The 20,893-nt window shown below is 60.7% G+C and carries 21 protein-coding genes and 2 pseudogenes; 8 read left to right on the plus strand and 15 right to left on the minus strand.

Going from position 1 to position 20,893, the window contains the following annotated elements; translation table 11 throughout:
- Positions 1 to 25: 25 nt before the first annotated feature.
- The 8 genes and pseudogenes from lpxK to ACZ1HM_RS02565 all read right to left on the minus strand — a co-directional run bounded on the left by lpxK (position 26) and on the right by ACZ1HM_RS02565 (position 6,314).
- Complete coding sequence (lpxK, locus tag ACZ1HM_RS02530; protein WP_472741055.1) at positions 26 to 1,015, minus strand: tetraacyldisaccharide 4'-kinase; 990 nt, start codon at positions 1,013 to 1,015, stop codon at positions 26 to 28.
- Complete coding sequence (locus tag ACZ1HM_RS02535) at positions 1,012 to 1,713, minus strand: 3-deoxy-D-manno-octulosonic acid transferase (protein ID WP_472744679.1); 702 nt, start codon at positions 1,711 to 1,713, stop codon at positions 1,012 to 1,014. The genes lpxK and ACZ1HM_RS02535 overlap by 4 nt, the downstream gene beginning before the upstream one ends.
- A 24-nt stretch (positions 1,714 to 1,737) precedes the next feature.
- Positions 1,738 to 1,992 (minus strand): annotated as a pseudogene (locus ACZ1HM_RS02540) (glycosyltransferase N-terminal domain-containing protein); the annotation flags it as partial.
- Positions 1,881 to 2,243 carry a hypothetical protein gene (locus ACZ1HM_RS02545; protein ID WP_472744680.1) on the minus strand — a complete coding sequence of 121 codons (363 nt, stop codon included), beginning with the start codon at positions 2,241 to 2,243 and terminating at the stop codon, positions 1,881 to 1,883. The gene ACZ1HM_RS02545 and the pseudogene ACZ1HM_RS02540, both read right to left, overlap by 112 nt.
- Before the next feature lie 6 nt (positions 2,244 to 2,249).
- The gene (locus ACZ1HM_RS02550; RefSeq protein WP_472741056.1) at positions 2,250 to 2,492 is read right to left on the minus strand and encodes a DUF4170 domain-containing protein; all 243 of its coding nucleotides are present in this window, start codon (positions 2,490 to 2,492) and stop codon (positions 2,250 to 2,252) included.
- A 54-nt stretch (positions 2,493 to 2,546) separates the two neighbouring features.
- The gene (locus ACZ1HM_RS02555) at positions 2,547 to 3,323 is read right to left on the minus strand and encodes a 3'(2'),5'-bisphosphate nucleotidase CysQ (protein WP_472741057.1); all 777 of its coding nucleotides are present in this window, start codon (positions 3,321 to 3,323) and stop codon (positions 2,547 to 2,549) included.
- Positions 3,310 to 4,656, minus strand: coding sequence for a TldD/PmbA family protein (locus tag ACZ1HM_RS02560; protein ID WP_472741058.1), 1,347 nt, complete (start codon positions 4,654 to 4,656; stop codon positions 3,310 to 3,312). The genes ACZ1HM_RS02555 and ACZ1HM_RS02560 overlap by 14 nt, the downstream gene beginning before the upstream one ends.
- A 122-nt stretch (positions 4,657 to 4,778) precedes the next feature.
- A complete protein-coding gene (locus ACZ1HM_RS02565) occupies positions 4,779 to 6,314 on the minus strand; it encodes a DUF2125 domain-containing protein (protein ID WP_472741059.1) in 1,536 nt (511 codons plus the stop codon).
- A 164-nt stretch (positions 6,315 to 6,478) separates the two neighbouring features.
- Between ACZ1HM_RS02565 and ACZ1HM_RS02570 the strand changes: the two genes are divergently transcribed.
- The gene (locus tag ACZ1HM_RS02570; RefSeq protein ID WP_472741060.1) at positions 6,479 to 7,228 is read left to right on the plus strand and encodes an SDR family oxidoreductase; all 750 of its coding nucleotides are present in this window, start codon (positions 6,479 to 6,481) and stop codon (positions 7,226 to 7,228) included.
- The gene (locus ACZ1HM_RS02575; protein ID WP_472741061.1) at positions 7,225 to 7,839 is read left to right on the plus strand and encodes an enoyl-CoA hydratase/isomerase family protein; all 615 of its coding nucleotides are present in this window, start codon (positions 7,225 to 7,227) and stop codon (positions 7,837 to 7,839) included. The genes ACZ1HM_RS02570 and ACZ1HM_RS02575 overlap by 4 nt, the downstream gene beginning before the upstream one ends.
- A 198-nt stretch (positions 7,840 to 8,037) precedes the next feature.
- Here ACZ1HM_RS02575 and ACZ1HM_RS02580 read toward each other — a convergent pair whose 3' ends face one another.
- Positions 8,038 to 8,334 (minus strand): HNH endonuclease family protein, encoded by a 297-nt coding sequence (locus ACZ1HM_RS02580; protein WP_472741062.1) that lies wholly within the window; start codon positions 8,332 to 8,334, stop codon positions 8,038 to 8,040.
- Between the two features lie 74 nt (positions 8,335 to 8,408).
- Here ACZ1HM_RS02580 and ACZ1HM_RS02585 point away from each other — a divergent pair, with 74 nt between their 5' ends.
- Both ACZ1HM_RS02585 and ACZ1HM_RS02590 read left to right on the plus strand, forming a co-directional pair.
- A complete protein-coding gene (locus tag ACZ1HM_RS02585; protein WP_472741063.1) occupies positions 8,409 to 9,740 on the plus strand; it encodes a mechanosensitive ion channel family protein in 1,332 nt (443 codons plus the stop codon).
- Positions 9,737 to 10,921: a TIGR03862 family flavoprotein gene (locus ACZ1HM_RS02590; protein WP_472741064.1), complete on the plus strand. Its 1,185-nt coding sequence runs from the start codon at positions 9,737 to 9,739 to the stop codon at positions 10,919 to 10,921. The genes ACZ1HM_RS02585 and ACZ1HM_RS02590 overlap by 4 nt, the downstream gene beginning before the upstream one ends.
- 7 nt (positions 10,922 to 10,928) lie before the next feature.
- Here ACZ1HM_RS02590 and ACZ1HM_RS02595 read toward each other — a convergent pair whose 3' ends face one another.
- Positions 10,929 to 11,522: a glutathione S-transferase family protein gene (locus ACZ1HM_RS02595; RefSeq protein WP_472741065.1), complete on the minus strand. Its 594-nt coding sequence runs from the start codon at positions 11,520 to 11,522 to the stop codon at positions 10,929 to 10,931.
- 162 nt (positions 11,523 to 11,684) lie between these two features.
- On the opposite strand from ACZ1HM_RS02595, the gene ACZ1HM_RS02600 reads away from it, so the two are divergent.
- Positions 11,685 to 13,421 carry a S9 family peptidase gene (locus tag ACZ1HM_RS02600; protein ID WP_472741066.1) on the plus strand — a complete coding sequence of 579 codons (1,737 nt, stop codon included), beginning with the start codon at positions 11,685 to 11,687 and terminating at the stop codon, positions 13,419 to 13,421.
- Between the two features lie 51 nt (positions 13,422 to 13,472).
- A complete protein-coding gene (locus ACZ1HM_RS02605) occupies positions 13,473 to 13,670 on the plus strand; it encodes an alpha/beta hydrolase family protein (protein WP_472741067.1) in 198 nt (65 codons plus the stop codon).
- Positions 13,671 to 13,678: 8 nt separating this feature from the next.
- On the opposite strand, the gene holA is transcribed toward ACZ1HM_RS02605, so the two are convergent.
- The 4 genes and pseudogenes from holA to ACZ1HM_RS02625 all read right to left on the minus strand — a co-directional run bounded on the left by holA (position 13,679) and on the right by ACZ1HM_RS02625 (position 18,287).
- Positions 13,679 to 14,677, minus strand: a complete 999-nt coding sequence (gene holA / locus ACZ1HM_RS02610) for a DNA polymerase III subunit delta (RefSeq protein ID WP_472741068.1) — start codon at positions 14,675 to 14,677, stop codon at positions 13,679 to 13,681.
- A gap of 2 nt (positions 14,678 to 14,679) precedes the next feature.
- Positions 14,680 to 15,156: an LPS assembly lipoprotein LptE gene (gene lptE, locus ACZ1HM_RS02615; protein WP_472741069.1), complete on the minus strand. Its 477-nt coding sequence runs from the start codon at positions 15,154 to 15,156 to the stop codon at positions 14,680 to 14,682.
- Positions 15,143 to 17,705 (minus strand): annotated as a pseudogene (gene leuS, locus ACZ1HM_RS02620) (leucine--tRNA ligase). Before leuS ends, lptE begins: the two are co-directional and overlap by 14 nt.
- A gap of 81 nt (positions 17,706 to 17,786) precedes the next feature.
- Positions 17,787 to 18,287 (minus strand): DUF3576 domain-containing protein, encoded by a 501-nt coding sequence (locus ACZ1HM_RS02625; protein WP_472741070.1) that lies wholly within the window; start codon positions 18,285 to 18,287, stop codon positions 17,787 to 17,789.
- Between the two features lie 288 nt (positions 18,288 to 18,575).
- Here ACZ1HM_RS02625 and ACZ1HM_RS02630 point away from each other — a divergent pair, with 288 nt between their 5' ends.
- The gene (locus tag ACZ1HM_RS02630; protein WP_472741071.1) at positions 18,576 to 19,445 is read left to right on the plus strand and encodes a porin; all 870 of its coding nucleotides are present in this window, start codon (positions 18,576 to 18,578) and stop codon (positions 19,443 to 19,445) included.
- A gap of 100 nt (positions 19,446 to 19,545) precedes the next feature.
- Positions 19,546 to 20,199, plus strand: a complete 654-nt coding sequence (locus ACZ1HM_RS02635; RefSeq protein WP_472741072.1) for a YggS family pyridoxal phosphate-dependent enzyme — start codon at positions 19,546 to 19,548, stop codon at positions 20,197 to 20,199.
- Positions 20,200 to 20,394: 195 nt separating this feature from the next.
- Here the strand turns inward: ACZ1HM_RS02635 and ACZ1HM_RS02640 are convergent, their stop codons facing one another.
- A complete protein-coding gene (locus ACZ1HM_RS02640) occupies positions 20,395 to 20,874 on the minus strand; it encodes a L,D-transpeptidase family protein (protein WP_472744552.1) in 480 nt (159 codons plus the stop codon).
- Between the last annotated feature and the right edge of the window lie 19 nt (positions 20,875 to 20,893).

Here is a 20,893-nt window from a genome sequence, read left to right on the forward strand (position 1 = left end):
CCTTACTTTGCGCGCATGGGGCCGTTCACGGGGCTTTGAACTGTTCCAGCTTTTGGAAAAGCGCGTTCGCTTCGGCAAGTTGCAATCGAACCGGCAGGGAAATGACCCTGCTGCGGAAGGCCTCTGGCAGGCGGACGGCGTCCTTTTCTGTGGTGATAAGCTGCGCGCCTTTGGCCCGGGCATCGGCCTCTAACCGGTTCATAAGTGGTGTTGTGAGCGGCTGGTGATCATCCAGCGCCTCTGCGTGGACGACGGTCGCGCCAAGCGATCTGAGCGTGGCAAAGAACTTTTCCGGGTGGCCGATCCCGGCAAAGGCAAAGGCGCGGGTTTCGCGCCAATCCATCCCGGTTTGCAGCGGGGCAAGCGCAGCGGTGACATGGTCCAGGCTGGGGGGCAGATCCGTCGCCGCAAAGGCCGCTTGCGCCGCATCATCGCCGATGGACAGCAACACATCCGCGCGGGCCAGGCCGATAGGTGCGGGTTCACGCAACGGGCCTGCGGGCAGGCAGAGCCCGTTGCCAAACCCCTTGGCCGCATCCACCACGACGATCGACAGATCATACCGCAGGCTGGGGTTTTGAAAACCATCGTCCAGCACGATCACCGTGGCACCTGCCGCCTGTGCCGCGCGGGCACCTGCGGCGCGGTCTTTTGCGACCCAGACATCAGCGAAAGCAGACAGCATCAGCGGCTCATCCCCGACATGTTCGGCGCGGTGACGGGCCGGATCAACCTGCACCGGCCCTTCCAGCGTGCCGCCATACCCGCGGGACACGACATGGGGCGTGTGAAACAAGCTGCGCAGTTTCTCGACCACGGCGATGACGGTTGGCGTTTTGCCGGTGCCGCCTGCATTGATGTTGCCCACGCAAATAACGGGCACGTCCATTGCCTCTGGCGTGCCGCTGGCACGTCGGCGTGCGGTGCCATAGGCATAAACCGCCCCCAATGGGCGCAACATCTGCGCGCGCCAATCGGGCTTGGGGTGATCCCAAAAGCGGGGGGCACGCGTCATGATAGGCTCCTGCGGGCGTCAAGCGTGTCCTGGACAAGGTCGATCACCCGGTCGGTCAGCGCAGCACCTTCGCTGATCACGTCCCACCCGGCGTGGGCCATCGCTGCGGCGTGATCTGGCGCGATGAGGTTTGACACCGCCACCCCAAGTGCATCCGCGTCATTGACGATCCGCGCCGCGCCAGCCGCTGCCAGACGGCTGTAGGAGGGCATGAAGTGCCGCACTTTGGGGCCGTAAAGGATGGCCGAGCCGAGGGCTGCTGCTTGCAACGGATCACAACCCCCTTTGCCTGGCACCAGGGTGCTGCCCAGGAAAGTGACAGGGGCCACCCGGAAAAACAGGCCGCGTTCGCTGGGATCTGCGCTGATCATGACTTGGGTTGTTTCATCGGGCATCTGGCCGTCGTCCCATGAGACGGTGTTGAGCCCTTGTTCGCTGACCATCTCCGCGACTATGCCCGCGTCCTTTGCGGCGCTGGGTTGCAGGATCAAAAGTAACCGGTGCGACAGCCGCGAGGCGTGTTTGTGTGCAGACAGAACGGTGCTGACCTCTTTGGGCAAGACGTTGGTCGCCAGCCAGGTGGGCCGTCCCCCCAAGGCCGCCGACAGCTCCGTCAGATCCATTTCGGAACAGGCCAGCGTGTGCCCGCCCGCCATCAAGGCTGAGGTATGCTCCACCTTGCTGGCAGTCGCGCCCATTTGCACCAACCGCCGTTTGGCGGGTTCTGAACGTGCGAAAATGCTGCTGAAACAGCCCAGCACACTCCGCGTCAGATCGGTGAGCCAGCGCAGCCTGCGCCGATCAAAGCCGGTTTCAGCGGCATCGATTAAAAACAGCGGGCAATTGCGGTCCGCCGCATCAAGGATCAGGTTCGGGTGCAGATTGCCCCAGATCCAGATGCCAGCATCGGGTTGCCAATGATCCAGAAACTGGGCGACAGCGGCTGGATGATCGCTGGGGCAGGTTGTTTGCAGGATGGCGTGGTCCGCGGGGGCGGCGCTTCTGGTTTGGCGCTGCTCTCTTTGGGGACGGTGATCAGCACATGCAGACCTGTGCGGTTCTGCGTGAGCCTTAGCGCCAGGTCGTGCGCGGCCAACACGTTGGTGGTGTCGCCCGCATGCAGCCAAACGACCTCACCCGCGGGGCGCGGGTCTTTTGGTGCCTCAGTGGGCACCTCTTCGCGGCGGGCCAGGGCCCGATATGCGGCGAGCCCCAGCGACCGCGCCACGTTTGTTTAGCCCAGCTCTTCTGTCGCCGAGGCGGCGGCTTCTTCGTCACGCAGGCGGTGCAGATGCGCAATGTAGTAACGCATGTGGGCGTTATCTACGGTCCGCTGCGCTTCGCTTTTCCAGGCGTTATAGGCGCTGTCGTAGTCTGGAAAGATCCCGACGACGTGGATGTCATCCACGTTTTTGAAAACGTTCTCGCTTGGCGAAACAAGCTCGCCGCCGAAAACAAGATGAAGGCGTTGTGACATGGCGCTTCCTTTAATGATCTAGCCTTGGGGTTGTGGGTACTCAGATGCGCAGGGTCACGCAAGGGCATCGATAAGGGCACCGCAGGTCAGACTGTGACCGGCCACCACCCCGTTCAGGCGTGGATCGGCGTTGTTAAAGCGCAGCGGCGCGCCGGTTCGGTCCATCGCGGCACCGCCTGCTTCTGCTGCAATAAGAGCGCCTGCTGCGATGTCCCATTCCCAACTGTTGCGCAGGGTCAGCATGGCGTCGAACCGGCCTTCTGCAACCAGCGCTAGCCGGTAAGCCAGTGAGGGGCGGTAGCTGCGGGTGAACCCTGGCACGTTGAGCGATTTCCAGTGTGTCTGGGTTTGGGCAGGCCGGGCCGCCAGGATCGTTGCCTGGGCTAGGTTGCTGGTGCCTTCGGCGCGAATGGGCACGCCGTTGAGCGTGGCACCTGCGCCCCGTGCTGCTGCATAAAGCTTGTCGCGCAGAGGCAGGTAGACCACGGCGGCGGTGATCTCTCCTGCTTCGGCCACTGCAATGGAATGCGCCCAGGTGTTGGAGCCTTCGACAAAGCTGCGGGTGCCATCAATGGGGTCGATGATGAATACACGGTCCTTGGCCAGACGTGCGGCATCATCTTCGCTTTCCTCAGACAGCCAGCCATAGTCGGGGCGTGCGCGTTGCAGCGTGCTGGCCAGCGCGGCGTTGACGGCAAGGTCTGCGGCTGTGACCGGGCCAGCGCCGCCCGGTTTGTCCCAGCGTTCAGCGGTTTTGCCGGTAAAGCTGGTGGCCACGCGCCCGGCCAGGCGCGCGGCGTCAATCAAGAGGGGCAGATCATGCGCCGGCAAGGGTCATGCCTGGCACAAGAAGCGAGGGGACAACGCGGCTGAGGTGGGGCCGGGCGTCATTGGCGGGCACGATGCTGCGCAACATGTCCCGCAGGTTGCCAGCGATGGTGCATTCGTTAACCGCGTGGGTGATTTCGCCGTTCTCCACCCAAAGGCCAGCGGCACCGCGCGAATAATCGCCCGTATTCGGATTGATCGTGCTGCCAATCATGGATGTTACCAACAGCCCGGTGCCCATGTCGCGGATCAGATCATCGCGGGACTGTGACCCTTGGGTCAGGGCGATGTTCCAGTTGATCGGCGACGGTGCCGATGATGTGCCGCGCGCGGCATTGCCGGTGGGAGAGAGGTCCAGTTTCCGGGCATTTGCCAAATCCAGTGTCCAGCCCGTGAGCACACCGTTGTCGATGATCGTGCGCTTCCGGGTCGCCAGGCCTTCGGCATCAAACGGACGCGAGCCTGTGGCGCGGGGGCGGTGCGGGTCTTCGATCAGCGACAGATGATCGGGCAAGACCGCCGTGTTGAGCGCATCGCGCAGAAACGACGCCCCGCGAGAGATTGCGCTGCCGTTGATCGCAGACAGCAGATGGCCAATCAGCGAAGCGGCGATGCGTTCATCAAAGAGCACAGGATAGGCACCCGTTGGCGGTTTGCGCGGCGCGAGCCGTTCAACGGCGCGGGTGCCCGCGCGGGTGCCAATATCTGTAGCCGCCCGCATATCGCTTTGGAAGATGCGGCCATCGCCATCATAATCCCGCTCCATCCCGGTGCCAGTGCCCGCGATGGCCACACAAGACAGGCCGCGATCAGTACGGGCATAGCCGCCTTCAAACCCGTTGCTGAGCGCCATGTGGATTTGTTGCGCGCCATAGCCCGCGCCTGCAGATTGCACCTGGGTCACGCCGTCGACTGCCAGGGCGGCCGCTTCGGCTTCTTCAGCGTCTTGCTGCAGCTCTTGCGGAGAGGGTTCAGGTGCAGGATCGCAAAGCTCAAGCGCTGCCACGTCCCAGGAGGTGGCCAGCTGATCGGGATCGGCCAGACCGGTGTGCGGATCTTCGGGCGCTTCGCGCGCCATGGCGACTGCGCGGGTGGCCATTTCCTCAATCGTTCTGGCAGAGGTATCAGAGGCAGAGACCGTCGCGCTGCGCTGACCGACGAAGACGCGCAGGCCGATGTCCACCCCTTCTGAGCGTTCGGCCTGCTCCAGCCTGCCCGCACGCACGTCAACTGAGACAGATGTGGCCTGCACCGCCTTGGCATCTGCGGCATCCGCACCTGCGTTTTGGGCGGCCTGCAACAGGGATTTTGTCAGCGCATCAAGCGGCTGTGTCATGGGGGGCTCCGATCGTCGCTTAGGTCCGAGAGGTAGACATCTGGTGGGGCAAGAACAAGCCTTGCCGCCAAAAAGGGCAGCCCGCGTTGGCCTGCCCTTTTGCGTTGCTCAAATCTAAGGCGTCAACGGATGCGTTGACCGTTCGCCAGGATCTGGCCGTCTTGGGTGAACTCAATCTTTGATTTCAGTGTGTCGGGCCCATCACCGGGCACCGCGAACAGCCCCATCATCATGCGCGCGCCCATGGCCTGATCCTGCGGCAGCAGGCCCATGGAAACGAGTTTATCAAGCAGGCCGTTGCCCCCGGCAAGCGCCAGGTTGATCGCGCCAACGGGGCTGCCAAGGCCCGGCACCATGGCCGGTCCGCTGCCATCAAAAGTAACCGCGCCGTCGCCCTCCAGCCGGGCACCTGCCGCATCCAGCAATAGCGTATTGAGGTTGACCGCCTGCAGCTCACCCGGTGCGCCAAATGCCATTGCACCAGCCTGTTCAGGGTCCATCCAATCGACAAGAAGTTTCACCTTGCCGCCCAGATCAAGAAGGATATTCGCCGGATCGCGTGGCAGCTGGCCTACGGGATCAAACATGCCCCAGATCACGTCGGACATCGCGAAATCAGTGAGACCAATTTTGAGCGCAAAGTCTTGCGGTGTGTCAGATTTGGCAACCGGCAACGCCAGCCCAAAGGCGCTTTCCGCCATGCTCATCTCAAACGGGAACGGCATTTGATTGGACGTGACCGCAACATTCAGGCCCCGCTGGCCAACGTCATAGGCCAAACCCTCACTGCTCATGGACACCCCAAAGGTGCCGCCCTGAGAGCTGCTGATCAGTCGGACGTTGCCATCCTCAAGGTCTTTGATGTCAAAATCTGACGATCCGCTGCCATAGGAAATGGCACCGGTCACAGCAAATCCGGCGCGCATCATCGCGGCGGCATCCGCACCGGGGGCGATGTCCAGCGGGATGGCCCCGCTGCCCTCAATGACAAGATCCGTCGCTTGCCCTTTGATTTTGCCGCTGCTGTTGGGATCGGCCAGATCGGTGAACGCCATGTCGTAGGTCAGTGCGTCCAGCGTGCCGGATTGTTCATACCCGCGCACGTCGCCAATGGTCATGGTGGTGCTGGTGGTAATGTTGGTTCCCAGAAAGCTCGCCTGGGCCTGAGAGGGATCAACCGGCGTGCCATCCACCGACATCTCTTGCAAGGTCACACCAATGGTGGCGGCAGAAAAGTCGTACACCAGTTCTTCGGGCGTTCCGCTGGCGGTCATAGTGTGGCCCGTCTGTGTCACCACAAGCGTCATGGTGACATCGCCGCCATCAACCTCATTATCGATGCCAGAGGCGACCATCGGGATGCTGCCAGGCAAGACAATCTCAACACTGCCGTCGCGGTTTTGCAGCAGATCGACGCGTTCCATGTCGATGGCAAACCCGCTGGTGCCGTCTGCTGCGTCAAAGCGCATGACAACATCGCTGATCACCAGGTCAGATCCCTGCGCGGTTTCAGTCCCGGAAATTTCATATCCCATGCCTTGCATGTAGTCGCGCCAGTCACCCCAAACTTGCGCCGGTGTGAGGTCGGCCAATGCGGGGTGAGAAACCAACGTGATCGGCAGCGCGAGGCCGATGGCTGCTGAAGAAATACGGAGCATGGAAATTCCTTTTTGTTTTGAAAAGCCCACCTGCGCGCACCGTCCTGCAAAGCAACAGGGGCGTCAAGGCGGATACCGGGGCTGGACCCCGGACCAGCGTAAGACTACCACATCAGGCAAGTGAGATGCAAAGCGCCGCAGGACGGCTCAGGAGGGTTTTCCAGATGGATATGACGGGAAAGACGGTGATGATCACGGGCGCAAGCCGTGGGATCGGGGCAGAGGCCGCACGGGTGTTTGCGGGGGCAGGTGCCAATGTGGCCCTATTGGCGCGGTCACAGGATGCAGTGGCCGAACTGGCCGCAGAAATTGGGGATCAGGCCATCGCAGTGCCCTGCGATGTGGCGCAATATGCTGACGTTGCAGCGGCCGTTGATGCAACGGTAAAGGCCTTTGGTGGCGTGGACGTTTTGATCAACAATGCCGGTGTGGTTGAGCCGATATCCCACCTTGGTGCCGCCGATCCGGAGGCCTGGGGCCAGGTCATCGACATCAACCTCAAAGGCGTCTTTTACGGCGTGCACGCGGTGTTGCCGGTCATGCGGGCCGCGGGTGGTGGCAGCATCTTGACCATCTCATCGGGGGCCGCACACGGGCCGGTCGAGGCATGGAGCCATTACTGCACCTCAAAGGCGGGGGCACATATGCTGAACCGCTGCATCGACAAAGAAGAAGCAGCCCACGGCATCCGCGCGATTGGGCTGTCGCCGGGTACCGTGGCCACCCAGATGCAGCGAGAGATCAAAGCGTCTGGCATCAACCCGGTCAGCCAGTTGAACTGGGAAGATCACATTCCTGCAGATTGGCCCGCAAAGTGCCTTTTGTGGATGTGTGGGCCGGAGGCAGACAGCTACAAGGGTGGCGAAATTTCGCTGCGCGATGAAGACATCCGCCGCGCGGTGGGCCTGATATGATTGAGCTCAGCAAAGACGGTGCCGTTTGGACAATCGTGATCAACCGCCCTGAAAAGGCAAATTCGCTGACCCATGCTATGCTGACAGAGCTTGCCGAAATCATGGAAAGCGCCGGTGAGGCACGGGCGGTGGTTTTGACCGGTGCAGGACGCGTGTTCAGCGCGGGTGCCGATCTGGATGAGGCGCGCGCAGGGCTGGCCAAATCAGATGTGTGGGAACGGCTGTCGAGCGCTGTTGCCGCCTTGCCGGGCCTGACCATTGCGGCGCTGAACGGCACGCTTGCGGGGGGTGCCATGGGGATGGCTCTGGCCTGTGATTTGCGCCTTGGGGTGCCGGGGGCCAAGTTCTTTTACCCGGTTATGAAACTGGGTTTCTTGCCGCAGCCCTCTGATCCTGCGCGCATGGCGGCGTTGATCGGCCCGGCCCGCACCAAGCTTATTCTGATGGGCGGCCAAAAGATTGAGGCCGAGGAGGCCCTGCGTTTTGGACTGATCGACCGGATCGTCGCCTCGGATGAGCTGATGGCAGAGGCTTTGGCCTTGACCGCCGATACCGTGGCAGCCAAGCCTGAGATCGCTTTGGGGATCAAAGAGATGTGTGGGCGCGCCTGACGCCTTAGATCAGCGGGACAAACGGCACGCCACAGGCGGTCAGCAGTGTCAGGGCGGTCAGGGACAAAAGAATGCGCATCGGTAGCCTCATGTATAAGTTTTTTTATTGAGCACAACGTCGGTGCGGCTGGCGTTTGTGTCAAGCGTGGCGCTTTTAAAATTGCGTAAGTGCTACGAAAGGTGCTTTCCCATCACGCTCTAACGGTTGCCGCGTCGTTTTCCTGGCACTTTGGACAGAAAATCTGGCGGCCGCTTGGCCACCCAACGGGCGAATTTTTCGATCCTTGGGTGCTGTCGCAAGGCATCGGGTGTGTTGAAATCCCGTGCCAATTCCGCCTCTGACAGGGTGGCGTGGATCTCTTTGTGGCAGATGTGGTGCAACAGCACGGTTGGCGCGCCCTTGCCGCCCTTTAGCTTTGGAATGAGGTGATGCGCACTTTGCGGCACATCGGGCGGGATCGGACGCAGGCAGATCGGACAAATGGGGTCGGACATCACAGAAGCCTTGAACCTGGGGCGGTGCACAGGCAAGAGAATGCGGCAAAGACACCCAAAGACAAGGCAGCGCCATGGAGTTTGATATCTCCCAACAGCCGGAAATCGTGCAGCAGGCCTATGGCTATGCGCTGCAAGGGTGGGAACTTGCGCTCAGCTGGCTGCTGAGCCCGGCAGCCTGGTCGCAGTTTGCGCTGCTTTTGGTGGCCTGGTTCCTGGCAGGTGTGCTGACACGACGGGTCAAGCCCACGCTGTCGCGGCTGCTGGATCCGGGTGATGTGCAAAACATGTTCACCGCGCCGCGGCTGTTCGTGCTGCAATTCCTGCCGCTGATTTCGCCTTTGATGGCCTATGCGCTGACCGGGATTGGCGAAGGGATCGTCAGATCCATTTTCGATTCCGGGGCGGTGATTGCCTTTGGCAAGCGCGTCTTCTTGTTGTTGGCGGCGCGCGCCTTGGTGCGTGACATCATCTCAGAGCCGTTCCTGAAGATGATGGGCCGCTACATTCTGATGCCGATCATGTGGCTTTACACATTTGGCCTGATCGACGTTGTGACCCGCACCCTTGCTGAAACAGTCGTCGGCGTGGGCAACATCCAATTCTCGCTGATTACGGTTGTGAATGGCGTGATTGCGGGGGCGATCCTGTTTTGGCTGGGGCAGTGGTCCAACCGGCAGGCCGCCACGCTGATTGAGCAAAACAAGGACATGCGCCCCTCGATCCGGCAGCTGCTGATCAAGGCGGCGGAGTTTGCGATCTTTGCCATCGCGTTCTTGCTGCTGATGAACATCATGGGCATCAACCTCACCTCTCTTGCGGTGCTCGGGGGTGCCATCGGTGTGGGGCTTGGCTTTGGCCTGCAAAAGATCGCGTCGAATTTTATCTCAGGCGTGATCCTTTTGATCGAAGGGCAGGCGACAGTTGGCGATTATGTTGAACTGGACGGAGGCGAGCAGGGCAAAATCGTCAAGATGATGGCCCGCGCGGCCATTCTGGAAACCTTTGATGGCCGCTGGATCGTTGTCCCGAACGAGGATTTCATCACCACGCGGGTGGTGAATTATTCCGATAGCGGATCGGCCAACCGTTTTGAGGCCCCGTTCTCTGTCAGCTACGACACCGATATCAACCTGGTGCCGCCTTTGATTGAGGCGGCAGTGGCCAAACATCCCGAAGTGCTGAATGACCCTTTTCCGCCTGATTGTGAGCTGCGCGGCTTTGGCGACAGCGGCATCGATTTCGCGGTGGAATTCTGGGTCAACGGCTTGGACGACGGGCCGAACAAATACACCTCTGACGTTCTGTTCCTGATCTGGAACGCGCTCAAGGAGGCCGGGATTGAGATCCCATATCCGCATCGTGTGCTGGAGATCAAAGGCGGATTGCCCAAGGAAGAGGCGTGAAACCCGCCGTTGTGATTGGCGCAGGCCCTGCCGGGTTAATGGCGGCTGAGGTCATCTCTGCCGCCGGGCTGCCCGTGGTCGTGTGCGAGGCGAAACCCTCCGTGGGCCGCAAGTTTTTGATGGCGGGCAAATCAGGGCTGAACCTGACCAAGGACGCGCCCTTTACCCCTTTTGTTGAGGTTTTCGCCGAGGCCAGACGCCCGTTAGAGCCGATCCTGCGCGCCTTTGATGCAGAGGCCGTGCAAAACTGGGCACGCGGTCTGGGCCAAGAGGTCTTCACCGGCTCAACCGGGCGGGTGTTCCCCACAGTGATGAAAGCCTCACCACTGCTGCGCGCCTGGATGGGGCGGCTGGCGGATCAGGGGGTTGAGCTGCGCACCCGGTGGACCTGGCAAGGCTGGGACGGAGAGACGCTGGTGTTTGACACCCCAGACGGGCGGCAGGGGATTGACCCGGCTGTGACCATCCTGGCGCTGGGCGGGGCCAGCTGGGCGCGTTTGGGCGCGACGGGGGATTGGGCCAAGGTGCTGGGCGCGCAAGGAATTAAGACCGCACCCTTTGCGCCCGCGAATGCGGGGATCGCGGTGGCGTGGTCTGCCCATATGGCGAAACACTTGGGCGCGCCGCTCAAAGGCGTGGCCTGGCACGCGGGCCCTTATCAATCACGGGGGGAGGCGACGCTTTCCGCGCAGGGCCTGGAGGGCGGCGGGATCTATTCCGTTTCGCGCGGTGTGCGGGAGGGGCATTCGCTAAGCCTCGATCTGTTGCCTGACTTGACGGTGCCAGAGATTGTCACACGGCTTAGCAAGCCGCGTGGCAAGGCGAGCCTGGCCAACCATCTGCGCAAGACGCTGCGGTTCAGCCCGGTGCAAATCGCGCTGCTGCAAGAAATGGCGCGGCCCCTGCCCGATGGGCTGCGGGCCTTGGCGCGTCTGCTGAAGGCGCTGCCGATCCAGCACGCAGGCCTGCGCCCGATGGATGAAGCGATCTCAACCGCCGGCGGCGTGACTTTCGCATCCTTGAGCGAGAATTTGATGCTGCGCGACCGGCCCGGCGTCTTTGCCGCAGGAGAGATGCTGGATTGGGAGGCCCCGACAGGCGGCTATTTGATCAGCGCCTGCCTGGCCACCGGTCGTTGGGCGGGCCTGGGTGCGGTGGAATGGATGCGACAGAGCGGGTGATCCGGCCCTAGTCCGCGACCTTTTCTTGCGCGGCTTTAAACGCCGGACGCGCGCGCATGTCAGCGGCCCATTTGCCAACCGTGTCGTTGACGCGGGGAAAGCCTGCCCCAACAGACCAATTGATGCAATGCACCGCGAGGATATCCGCGATGGTCATCTCATCGCCCATCAGGAATGGCCCTGTAATCCGCTCGGCCAGCTTGTCGGCGCTGCGCGACAACTCCGCTTTCAAGCTGTCTTTGATTTCGGGGACGCGGTTTTCTTTGGGAAAGACGAAGGCGTGTTTGGCATAGGACCAAAGGATCGCGTCGAACTCATCAATCAACCACAGCGTCATCGCATCCTGTTGTGCCCGCGCAGGCGTGCCAGCGGGCGCTGTGAGCTGGCCATGTTTGTCCGCCAGGTAGGTCATGATGGCCACAGAATCGGTCAGCACAGCGTCGCCATCGACAAGGGCGGGGATTTTGCCCAACGCGTTGTATTTGCGCGCCTCATCGGAACGTGGTGTCGCGGCGATTTGGCGATAGTCCTGGCCCATTTCCTCTAGCAACCACATCACTCTGAAGGCGCGGGATTTGGTGGCTCCGATAACGGTGTACATGGCGTGTCCTTTGCATGGGCGTTCAGGCTTCATTTACGCTACCGCGAACCACTTGCCAAAGTGAACTTTTGCCAAACCCTGCCTGTTTGCGCCTTTGAAATGTCTTAAGCCTTGCCGCACACGGATAAGCTGCGCATGCTGGGCAAAGTAAGGGTGTATCTGATGTTCAAAAAACTATTCCTCGCCTTGATGGGTCTGTGTGGCGCCGGGGCGGTTGCCCTCTATTTCGTGCTGTATCCGCCGATCAAAGCCACACACCCCAGCCTTGTGGACGCGGATCTGCCAGATATCGTGCCGCTGAATGCCTTTTATGCCGATGCGTTTTCACAATGGCGGATGCGGTTGTCGCCGGACGGGCAGAGATTGGCCTGGCTTGAGGCCAAAAGGCTGCGGCCCGCCCTTTGGGTGCGTGACCTGAATGATGACGCGGCGGAGATTTTCCATACCAAGGACGAAGTGCGCTGGTATCAATGGTCCGCCGACAGCCGCTATCTGCTTTATACGGCGGACCGGGATGGGTGGGAGAACGATCAGATCGTCTCCATTGATGTGACCAAACCAGGATCAGAGCCGCGCACCTATGATTTTGGCCGGGACGTGAAAGCCTGGATTGAGGCCGTCCCAGCCGAGGCAGGGGCTGAGATATTGGTGTCGCACAACGGGCGGGACAGGGCAAAGTTTGACCTCTACCGCCTGAACCTCGACACCGGGGAGGCGGTCGCACAGGATTTGATCACCGACCGTGCCGTTGGCTGGCGTTTTGACCGTGCGGGTACGCTGTTCAGCCGCTCTGTGAAACGTGAAGAAAGCGCTTGGCAGGTCTCTGTCCGGGCAGAGGACACCTGGCATCAGGTCGCAGAAGGCGGATTGGACGAAAATTTCTGGGTCATCTCAGAGCCGGATGAAACAGGTGGTTTTCTTGCTTTGACGGATCTGGGGCGCGACAGGCTAGCGCTGGTCCGCAAGGATACTGAAACCGGCGCAGAAGAGGTGGTGCATGATCACGCTGAGGTCGATCTGTCATGGATTATCACACATCCGTTGACCGACGCGCCGATCATGGCAACCGCTTATCCCGGCTTGCAAGAACGACGATTCTTTGACGCTGAAATTGAGCAAACGCTGGCGCAGATCGACAGGCCAGAGGACGCGGCGTTGCATCTGGTTTCCGCAACAGCGGACTTTTCCAAAACCATATGGGAGGTTGAGGACGATCGCGAAGGGTGGTCCAAGTACCTCATTGATATGGCAACAGGTGAGGTTGAAGCCCTGGCAGCACCGCGGATCGCTGAGCGTGCCGGGGCGCTATCGGCGATGGAGCCGGTTCAGTTTGAAGCCAGCGATGGGCTGACCATCCATGCCTATTTGACCCGGCCCAAGGGCGTGACAGGCCCAGCCCCCATGGTGGTGCGTGTGCACGGCGGCCCTGTGCACCGGGTGTATTGGGGGTTTGATCCGATAACGCTTTGGATGGCGAACCGCGGTTATGCCGTGCTGAACGTCAACTACCAGGGCAGCGATGGCTATGGCCGCAGCTTCCGCGAGGCCGCAGTGGGCGAGGTTAGCCGCAAAATGCATCAGGACGTCGTTGATGCGCGGGCCTGGGCCGTTGAGGCAGGCATCGCCGATCCTGAGAAGGTAGCGGTGATGGGCGGCAGCTTTGGCGGACTGAAAACCCTGACAGCCATGACAGAAAGCCCTGAGCTCTTTGCCGCCGGCATTAGTGTGAATGGCATCAGCGATATCTCAACAATGCTGCAAGAGGTGCCTGTATATTGGACCGGATGGCCGGACTGGTATCGTAAATACATCGGCGATCCTGACGATCCCGATGATCTGGCTGAGATCCGCGCCCGCTCCCCCTCTATAATGCGGAGAACGTCGCAGGGCCCTTGTTGATCATTCAGGGGGCCAATGATGTGCGCGTGATCCGTGACCAGTGCAGGCCGTATGGTAGATGCGCTGCAGGCGGCGGGAAAAGACGTGCAGTACGAACTGATCGAAGGCGCGGGCCACACCTATTCCAACATGGGCTGGAAGGAACGGATTTTGATGTTCCGCACCATGGAACGTTTTCTGGCAAAGCATCTTGGCGGGCGTGCGGATGGGTTTGACTACGCCGTGCTTGGCGCGCAGGTGCTGCCCTGACGCAAGGCTTAGCGTTGCCCGCCCAGCATCGCCAACCGGATGAACGCCCGCTCCACCATGGCCAGCGCCGGGGCTGTTTGCCCGGCTGAGCGCAACGCGAGGTCAGTGTCGGTCAGGACCGTCAGCGCTGTCTCCAGCTTGGCTGCGCCCCAGCTTTTGGCCTGCCGCATCGCGCGGTCCCGGTCGCGCACGCCGTAGATCGGCGCGCCTGGACTGGCCGCGATACGGTAAAGCGTGCGGAAGTGCCGCGTGGCCATGATGGTCAGCGTGACCGGTGCCACGCCCTGAGCCTGCAGCTTTGCCATCACGGGGCCAATGTCGCCGGTGCGTGCCTCTGCCACAACGTGCAGAATATCGTCGACATCGGCCTCTGTTGACGTGGGCGCACAGGCGGCGATGTCATCGGTGCTAAGAGGGCCGTCATCATGCAGCTTGTATAGCGACAGCTTTTCCATCGTCTGGCGGAAATCGCCAGGATCAATGGCGCGGGCCAGATCGCTGAGGGCGACCATCGCATCGCCGTCAGGGTGCAGGCCCGCTTCTGACAGCATCCGCTCAATCTCCATCCGGTCGGGCGGGTTGTCATAGATTGCAGCGGCATAGGCGTTCTGATGGCCCTCGAAAGCCTTGCGCACCTTTGAGGTCTTTTTCATATCCCCGCCCGTAACGATGATCTGCGCATCGCCGGGTTGCCAATCAGCCAGCGCATCCGTCAGGATTTTCGCGATTGTATCGTTGGCATCCTCTACAAAGGCGGCGCGCGGGCCGGGGAAAAAGCCAACTGCCTTGACCGCGTCCAGCAACATCGGGGGATCTTTGCGCAGCTCAGCGGCCTGAATGCGGGTCAGACGCATTTCTTCTTCGGCATCAGGGCCTAGCAGGTTCTTCAGCACTTCCTGCCGTTTCAAGGCCACGCGCATCGCGTCGCTGCCAAAGATCAGCAGCCCGGTCTTGCCGGGATCAGGTTTGGCGAAATAGGCGTTGGCGTCGCGGGTGTTCAGCTTCATCGTCAGAGCGTGGTGGTATAGAGCCGCGTGACGATCTGATCGGCGATTGCTGTCATCAAGCGGACCTGCGCGTCTTGCTCTCCGGCGAGGGTTTCGACCGTTGTGCCGGTTGCGGAATAGCCGACAAAATTGTCGATACGACCCGAATTCACGATTTGGCCGCTGCTCAGGTCGCGCAGCGAAAAATCGACGCTGGCGATGCGGCTAAAGCGGCCTGTGTCGCCTTCGCGGTCAATCGCAACGCGGGCCTCTGAGGTGTTGATGATCATGGACAACCCGTAAGCAGGATCGTCGCTGCGGCCCAACCGTTCTTCCAGCTCACGCACCAGGATATAGCTGTCCTGGCTGCTGGGTGGATCGACCAGCACCCGGTTTTGCAGCGCGGCCCCCGTCCCACCGGGGCCATAGACCGGCGCGAACCCGCAGGCGGCCAGCGCCAGCGGGGACAAAAGCAGGGTTCTGCGGTTAAGCAACGACATTCACGATCCGTCCAGGGACGACGATGACCTTTTTAGGGGCTGCACCATCAAGGGTTCGGATGACAGCTTCGTGGGCGAGGGCGATTTTTTCAACCTCTTCCTTGGACAGGTCAGCGGCTACCTGGATTTCCGCCCGGCGTTTGCCGTTGATCTGAATGGGCATGGTGATGGTGTCATCCACCAGCATCGCGTCATCCGCTTTGGGCCAGGGGGCGTTCACGACAAGCCCTTTGCCGCCTTGATGCGCCCAGATGTCTTCGGCCAAATGCGGCGTCATTGGTGACATCAGCTGCGCCAAGGTCATGATCGCCTGGCGCTGCGCGGCATGGCTGGCCTTGGATTTGCTGAGCGTTGCAGTGAAGGCATAAAGCTTGGCGATGGCGGCGTTAAAGCCGAAGGATTCCACGCCCATCGTCACATCGTGAATGGTCTTATGCATGGCGCGCAGCAGGTCATCATCGCCTTGCCCCGCAGCATCTTTATCCATCCGGCCAATCTTGTCACACAGGTTCCAAACGCGGGTCAGGTGTTTGAAAGCAGCGTCCGCGCCAGACGCTGTCCATTCCACATCCCGTTCGGGCGGAGAATCGCTCAGCACGAACCAGCGGGCGGTATCCGCGCCGTAGTTTGAGATGATGTTGAGCGGGTCCACCACGTTGTTCTTGGATTTGGACATTTTGGCAGAGGGGACGATCTCAACCTCTTGGCCGCCTTCCTTCAAAAACGCCTTGCCGTCCCGCAGATCGACCTCTTCGGGATAGTGGTAGGTGGGCCGCCCGTCTTGTTTAGGCGTTTGGTAAATCGCGTGGGTCACCATGCCTTGGGTAAAGAGCGCATCAAAAGGTTCATTGGCAGTCTTGGGCAAATGCCCCGTCATCTCCATCGCGCGGGCGAAGAAGCGGGAGTAGAGCAGATGCAGAATCGCATGTTCAACGCCGCCGATATATTGATCGACGTTCATCCAATACTGCGCATCCGCCATGTCTGTTGGCGTCTGGGCACGCGGCGCGGTGAAACGGGCAAAGTACCAAGACGAGATCGACAAAGGTGTCCATCGTGTCGGTTTCGCGCTTGGCTGGTTTGCCGCATGCGGGGCAGGCGCAGTCGCGCCATGTGGGGTGACGGTCAAGCGGATTGCCGGGGGTGTCAAAGCTGACGTCATAGGGCAGCTCAACGGGCAGGTTTTCCTTTTTCTCCGGCACCACGCCGCAGTCGTCGCAATGCACAACCGGGATCGGGCAGCCCCAATAGCGCTGCCGCGACAGGCCCCAATCGCGCAGGCGAAACTTGGTCACGCCCTGGCCCACGCCGTTTTCTTCGCAAAAGGCGATGGCGGCATCGATGGCTTCAAGCCCGGTCTGCCACTGGGCACCGGCAAAGCCCCGGTTGTAGAACACCTTGTCTGTTTTTGGCGGCACGAAAGCGGCCTGCAGCTCCTCTTCGCTGTCCTCAGACGGCAAGTAGGTGGAGATGATGGGCAGCCCGTATTTGGTCGCAAACTCAAAGTCGCGGTCGTCATGCGCAGGGCAGCCAAAGATTGCGCCCGTGCCGTAATCCATCAGGATGAAGTTGGCGATGTAGACGGGCAATTCATGAGCCGTATCAAAGGGATGGCGCACGGTGATGCCGGTGTCAAATCCCAGCTTTTCGCCCGTCTCAATCGCCTCTTCCGTGGTGCCGCCCTTGCGGCATTCGGCACAGAAGGCAGCAACCTCGGCATTGTCCTTCTCCAACTCTTTGGCGAGCGGATGATCAGGCGAGATGCCAACAAAGGACGCGCCCATCAACGTGTCGGGCCGGGTGGTGTAGACCTCAATCCGGTCGTGTCCCTCAGGCGCCTCAACGGTGGAGAAGGCAAACTGCAAACCACGGGATTTGCCGATCCAGTTGGCCTGCATCAGCTTGACCTTGGCGGGCCAGTTATCAAGCGTATCGAGCGCCTCAAGCAGCTCTTCTGAATAATCAGAGATCTTGAAGAACCACTGTGTCAGCTCACGCCGTTCTACCAACGCGCCAGAGCGCCAACCACGGCCATTCTCAACCTGTTCGTTGGCAAGAACGGTCATGTCCACTGGGTCCCAGTTGACCACCGCGTTCTTGCGGTAAACGAGGCCTTTTTCCAGGAAATCAAGGAAAAGCGCCTGCTGCTGTCCGTAGTATTCAGGATCACAGGTGGCAAATTCGCGGGACCAATCGATGGAAAGGCCCAGCGGCTTCATCTGGTCGCGCATGTCCGCGATGTTGCCATAGGTCCAATCCTTGGGGTGGCCGCCAATCGCCATCGCGGCGTTTTCAGCAGGCATCCCAAAAGCGTCCCATCCCATGGGGTGCAGCACGTTATGACCCGTGGACAGCTTGTACCGCGCGATCACGTCACCCATGGTGTAGTTGCGCACATGGCCCATGTGGATGCGCCCCGAGGGGTAGGGGAACATCTCAAGCACGTAGTACTTCGGTTTGTCGGCAGAGCGGACGGCCTTGAAGGTTTCGTTCTCGGCCCAGGCCTTTTGCCATCGGGCTTCGATTTCAGCAGGGGTGTAGCGGGACATTTCTATTTCGACCTTTAGAATTGAAAACGCCGGGCTGTGGAATGCAGGGCCCGGCGCGTTTGTTCGTGAGCGCGTGCGCGCCTAGAATCGGTTATCTGCGATGCGCATTTCACGGGCGCGGCTTAGGATGGCATCCTCTACCGCGCGCGAGGTGGCGCGGCTGACGGTTCGGCCACCACGGGTTTGAAGCGCGAGGTTGAGCGAGCGCGCATCCAGCGCGGGATCATCAATCAACACCGTTGCCCGGTATGAACGGCCGCCACCAGGCGGTGTGCCGTAGCCCGTCACAATGACGCCGGTGAAGGGATCAATGGACTGGATCGGCAGGAAGTTAAGCACCTCAAGTGAGGCCGACCAGAGATACTTGTTCACAGCGACAGAGGTATCTGCCGACTTGCGATTGAAGATCGACCAGATCGTATTTTCGGGATTCGTCTCAATGTTCCCAGGAATGTTTGGGTTTGAGTAGTTCGCCGGACGCTCAGTTGCCTCAGACCCCAAGCCACGCACAGAACTGCAAGCACCCAAAAGCGCCACAAGCCCGATTGAAAGAGCTACTTTGCTGAGGTTTCCGAAGGCCATGCGCGGGATCCTTTGCCTATTTAGGCCATGGTCTATCCAAGCACAGCCGCCTGGGCAAGGCATATGTATTGAGGTGATTCTGTGGACAACATGGGGCGTTTGGCTGGATCAGAGCGGAGTCTGCGTCGGGGCTGTGGTAAAACTGTGGCAAAGCTGCACCATTGGGGCGGTCAAAAGGGTCAGCCGTTGCGCGCATCTTGCAAAGCCGGGGCCACCCGAGGCAAACAGCATCCGTACCCTTTCCGGATTCCCCGGTCTGGGCATTCATTTCAAACCGAGGGAAAACTCATGAAAAAAGTTCTCTTCGCTACAACCGCCCTGGTCGCGACCGCAGGCGTTGCAGCAGCAGACGTTACTTTCGGCGGCTACGGTCGCTTCGGTATCGTTTACAACGACACAGCAGCTGGTGACTCCACAGACGTAACATCTCGCTTCCGTCTGCAGATCGACGCAACAGCAGAATCTGACGCAGGCGTCACATTCGGTGCACGCGTTCGCATCCAGCAGAACGAAGGCCAGCAGGGCATGACAAACGGTGCTCGCTTCTTCGCACGCTCCGGCGGCCTGGAAGTTGGTGTTGGTAACATCTTCGGCGCGATCGAATTCATGCCAGGCATGTACCCAATCGACCTCGGCCTGACAGGTCTGGGTTATGACTACACCGCGTACCAGTTCAACGGCGACGCATACTCCTCCGGTGGCCTGGGTAACTCCGGCGACAACGGTGTTGAAGTAATGTACTCCGCTGGCGACCTGTCCTTGCACGTTTCTGCGTCCGACACAGACGACCGTATCGCGGCACACATCGCGTACACATTCAGCGGCTGGACACTGGCTCTGGGTGCACAGGACTCCGACAACGCAGGCGACACTGAGTTCGCAGTATCTGCTGGTGGTTCCATCGGTCCAGTTGACCTGACAATCGCTTACGCTGACAACGGCACCAACGGTGACGTAACAGTGATCGCAGGCCGCTTCGACGTTGGCGCAGCGACAAACATCGAAGTCTACGTGACAGACCACGAGAACCAGCCTGACACAGGTTACGGTATCGACTTCAACCACTCCATGGGTGGTGGTACCTCCCTGCGTGGCGGTATCGCGAAGCGCGTAAACGGCGACACACGCGCCGACCTGGGTGTTCGCTTCAACTTCTAAGTTGAACGTCACTTACGTGATTTGGGGCAGGCCTTTGGTCTGCCCCTTTTCTTTTGCAGCACGCTCTTGCTATGTGCCGGGTTGAAACCCGGAGGTGTCCATGAGTTTGCAAACCATCAAAGAACGCATTGCCAAGGCAGAAACAGAAGCTGGTCGCCCCAAGGGGGATGTCACGCTGATTGCTGTGAGCAAGGTTCAGCCCAATGCGCGGGTGGCGGCGGTCTTGAATGAGGGGCACCGCTGTTTTGGGGAAAACAAGGTGCAGGAGGCCGCTGGCAAATGGCCTGCATTCCGCGAACAGTTTGAGGGGATTGATCTGCACCTCATTGGCCCCCTTCAATCCAACAAGACGCGGCAGGCCATGGGGCTGGCGGATGCGATCCATTCGGTTGATCGGCCAAAGCTGGCCAAGGCCATGGCCCGCATCGCGCAGGAAGACGGGCATTGCCCTGCGCTGTTTATCCAGGTGAACACCGGGGAAGAGGCCCAGAAGGCCGGCATCCTGCCCGCCGACGCCGATAGTTTCATCGCCGAATGCCGTGCCATGGATTTGCCGATCAAGGGCTTGATGTGCATCCCGCCTGTGCAAGAAGAGGCGGCATTGCACTTTGCCCTTCTGGCAAAGATCGCCAAGCGCAACGGGCTTGAGGGTCTTTCGATGGGGATGAGCGGGGACTTTGAAAAGGCGATTGCGCTGGGGGCCACCCATGTGCGCGTGGGCTCTGCGATCTTTGGCGACCGCGTCACAGGCTGAGGGGGGCTGGCTTCAGGCTCACCAGCCCAGAAGGTCCGGAGCCACCCTCACTTGACCTCGTCCTGCCGCCTGCGCGCGGCTTTCCCAAGCAGAATGGCCGTCTCCCCGAAGGGGCCCCTCGGCAATTCAACTTGGCAAACCCGCCCCCAGTCAGCCTGACAGGCTCAAGCGAGGGCGGCTCCGGACCAGAAGATCTTAGGGGATGATCAGCCGCGTGCGGTGGCGGATGCGGGGGGCGATTTGGTGCAGATGGGCGCGCGACAGCGCGATGCAGCCTTCGGTTGGGTAGCCCGGACGCCGCCACTGGTGGATGAAAATCGCAGAGCCTCGCCCTTTGACCGCGTAGGGCCAATTCCAATCGGTAATCAGTACAAGATCATAGAGGGGGTCCGCCCGGCGCAGTTTTTCATGGCTGGGCGCATAGGGTGCGCGCACCATCATGTTATAGTCAGCATCCGCCTGATCATCGGACCACAGATCGCCAGGGCCGATGGGTTTGGCCCAATCGGCGGGTTGGGCCATGCGGTCCGGCCGGTAGAGCATACCGACAAGCCGGTGGATTCCCTGCGGGGTGGCACCATCCCCTTCCCGTTTGCGCTGGCTCAGACCGCCTTTGCCAATGCTGCAGGGATAGGTCACGCCGCCAAACCGCAGGCCCTGAGGGGTCAGGACCATATCCCAGGGCGAGGCGGCG

The organism is Sulfitobacter sp. GN1-4 (genome assembly GCF_055693825.1).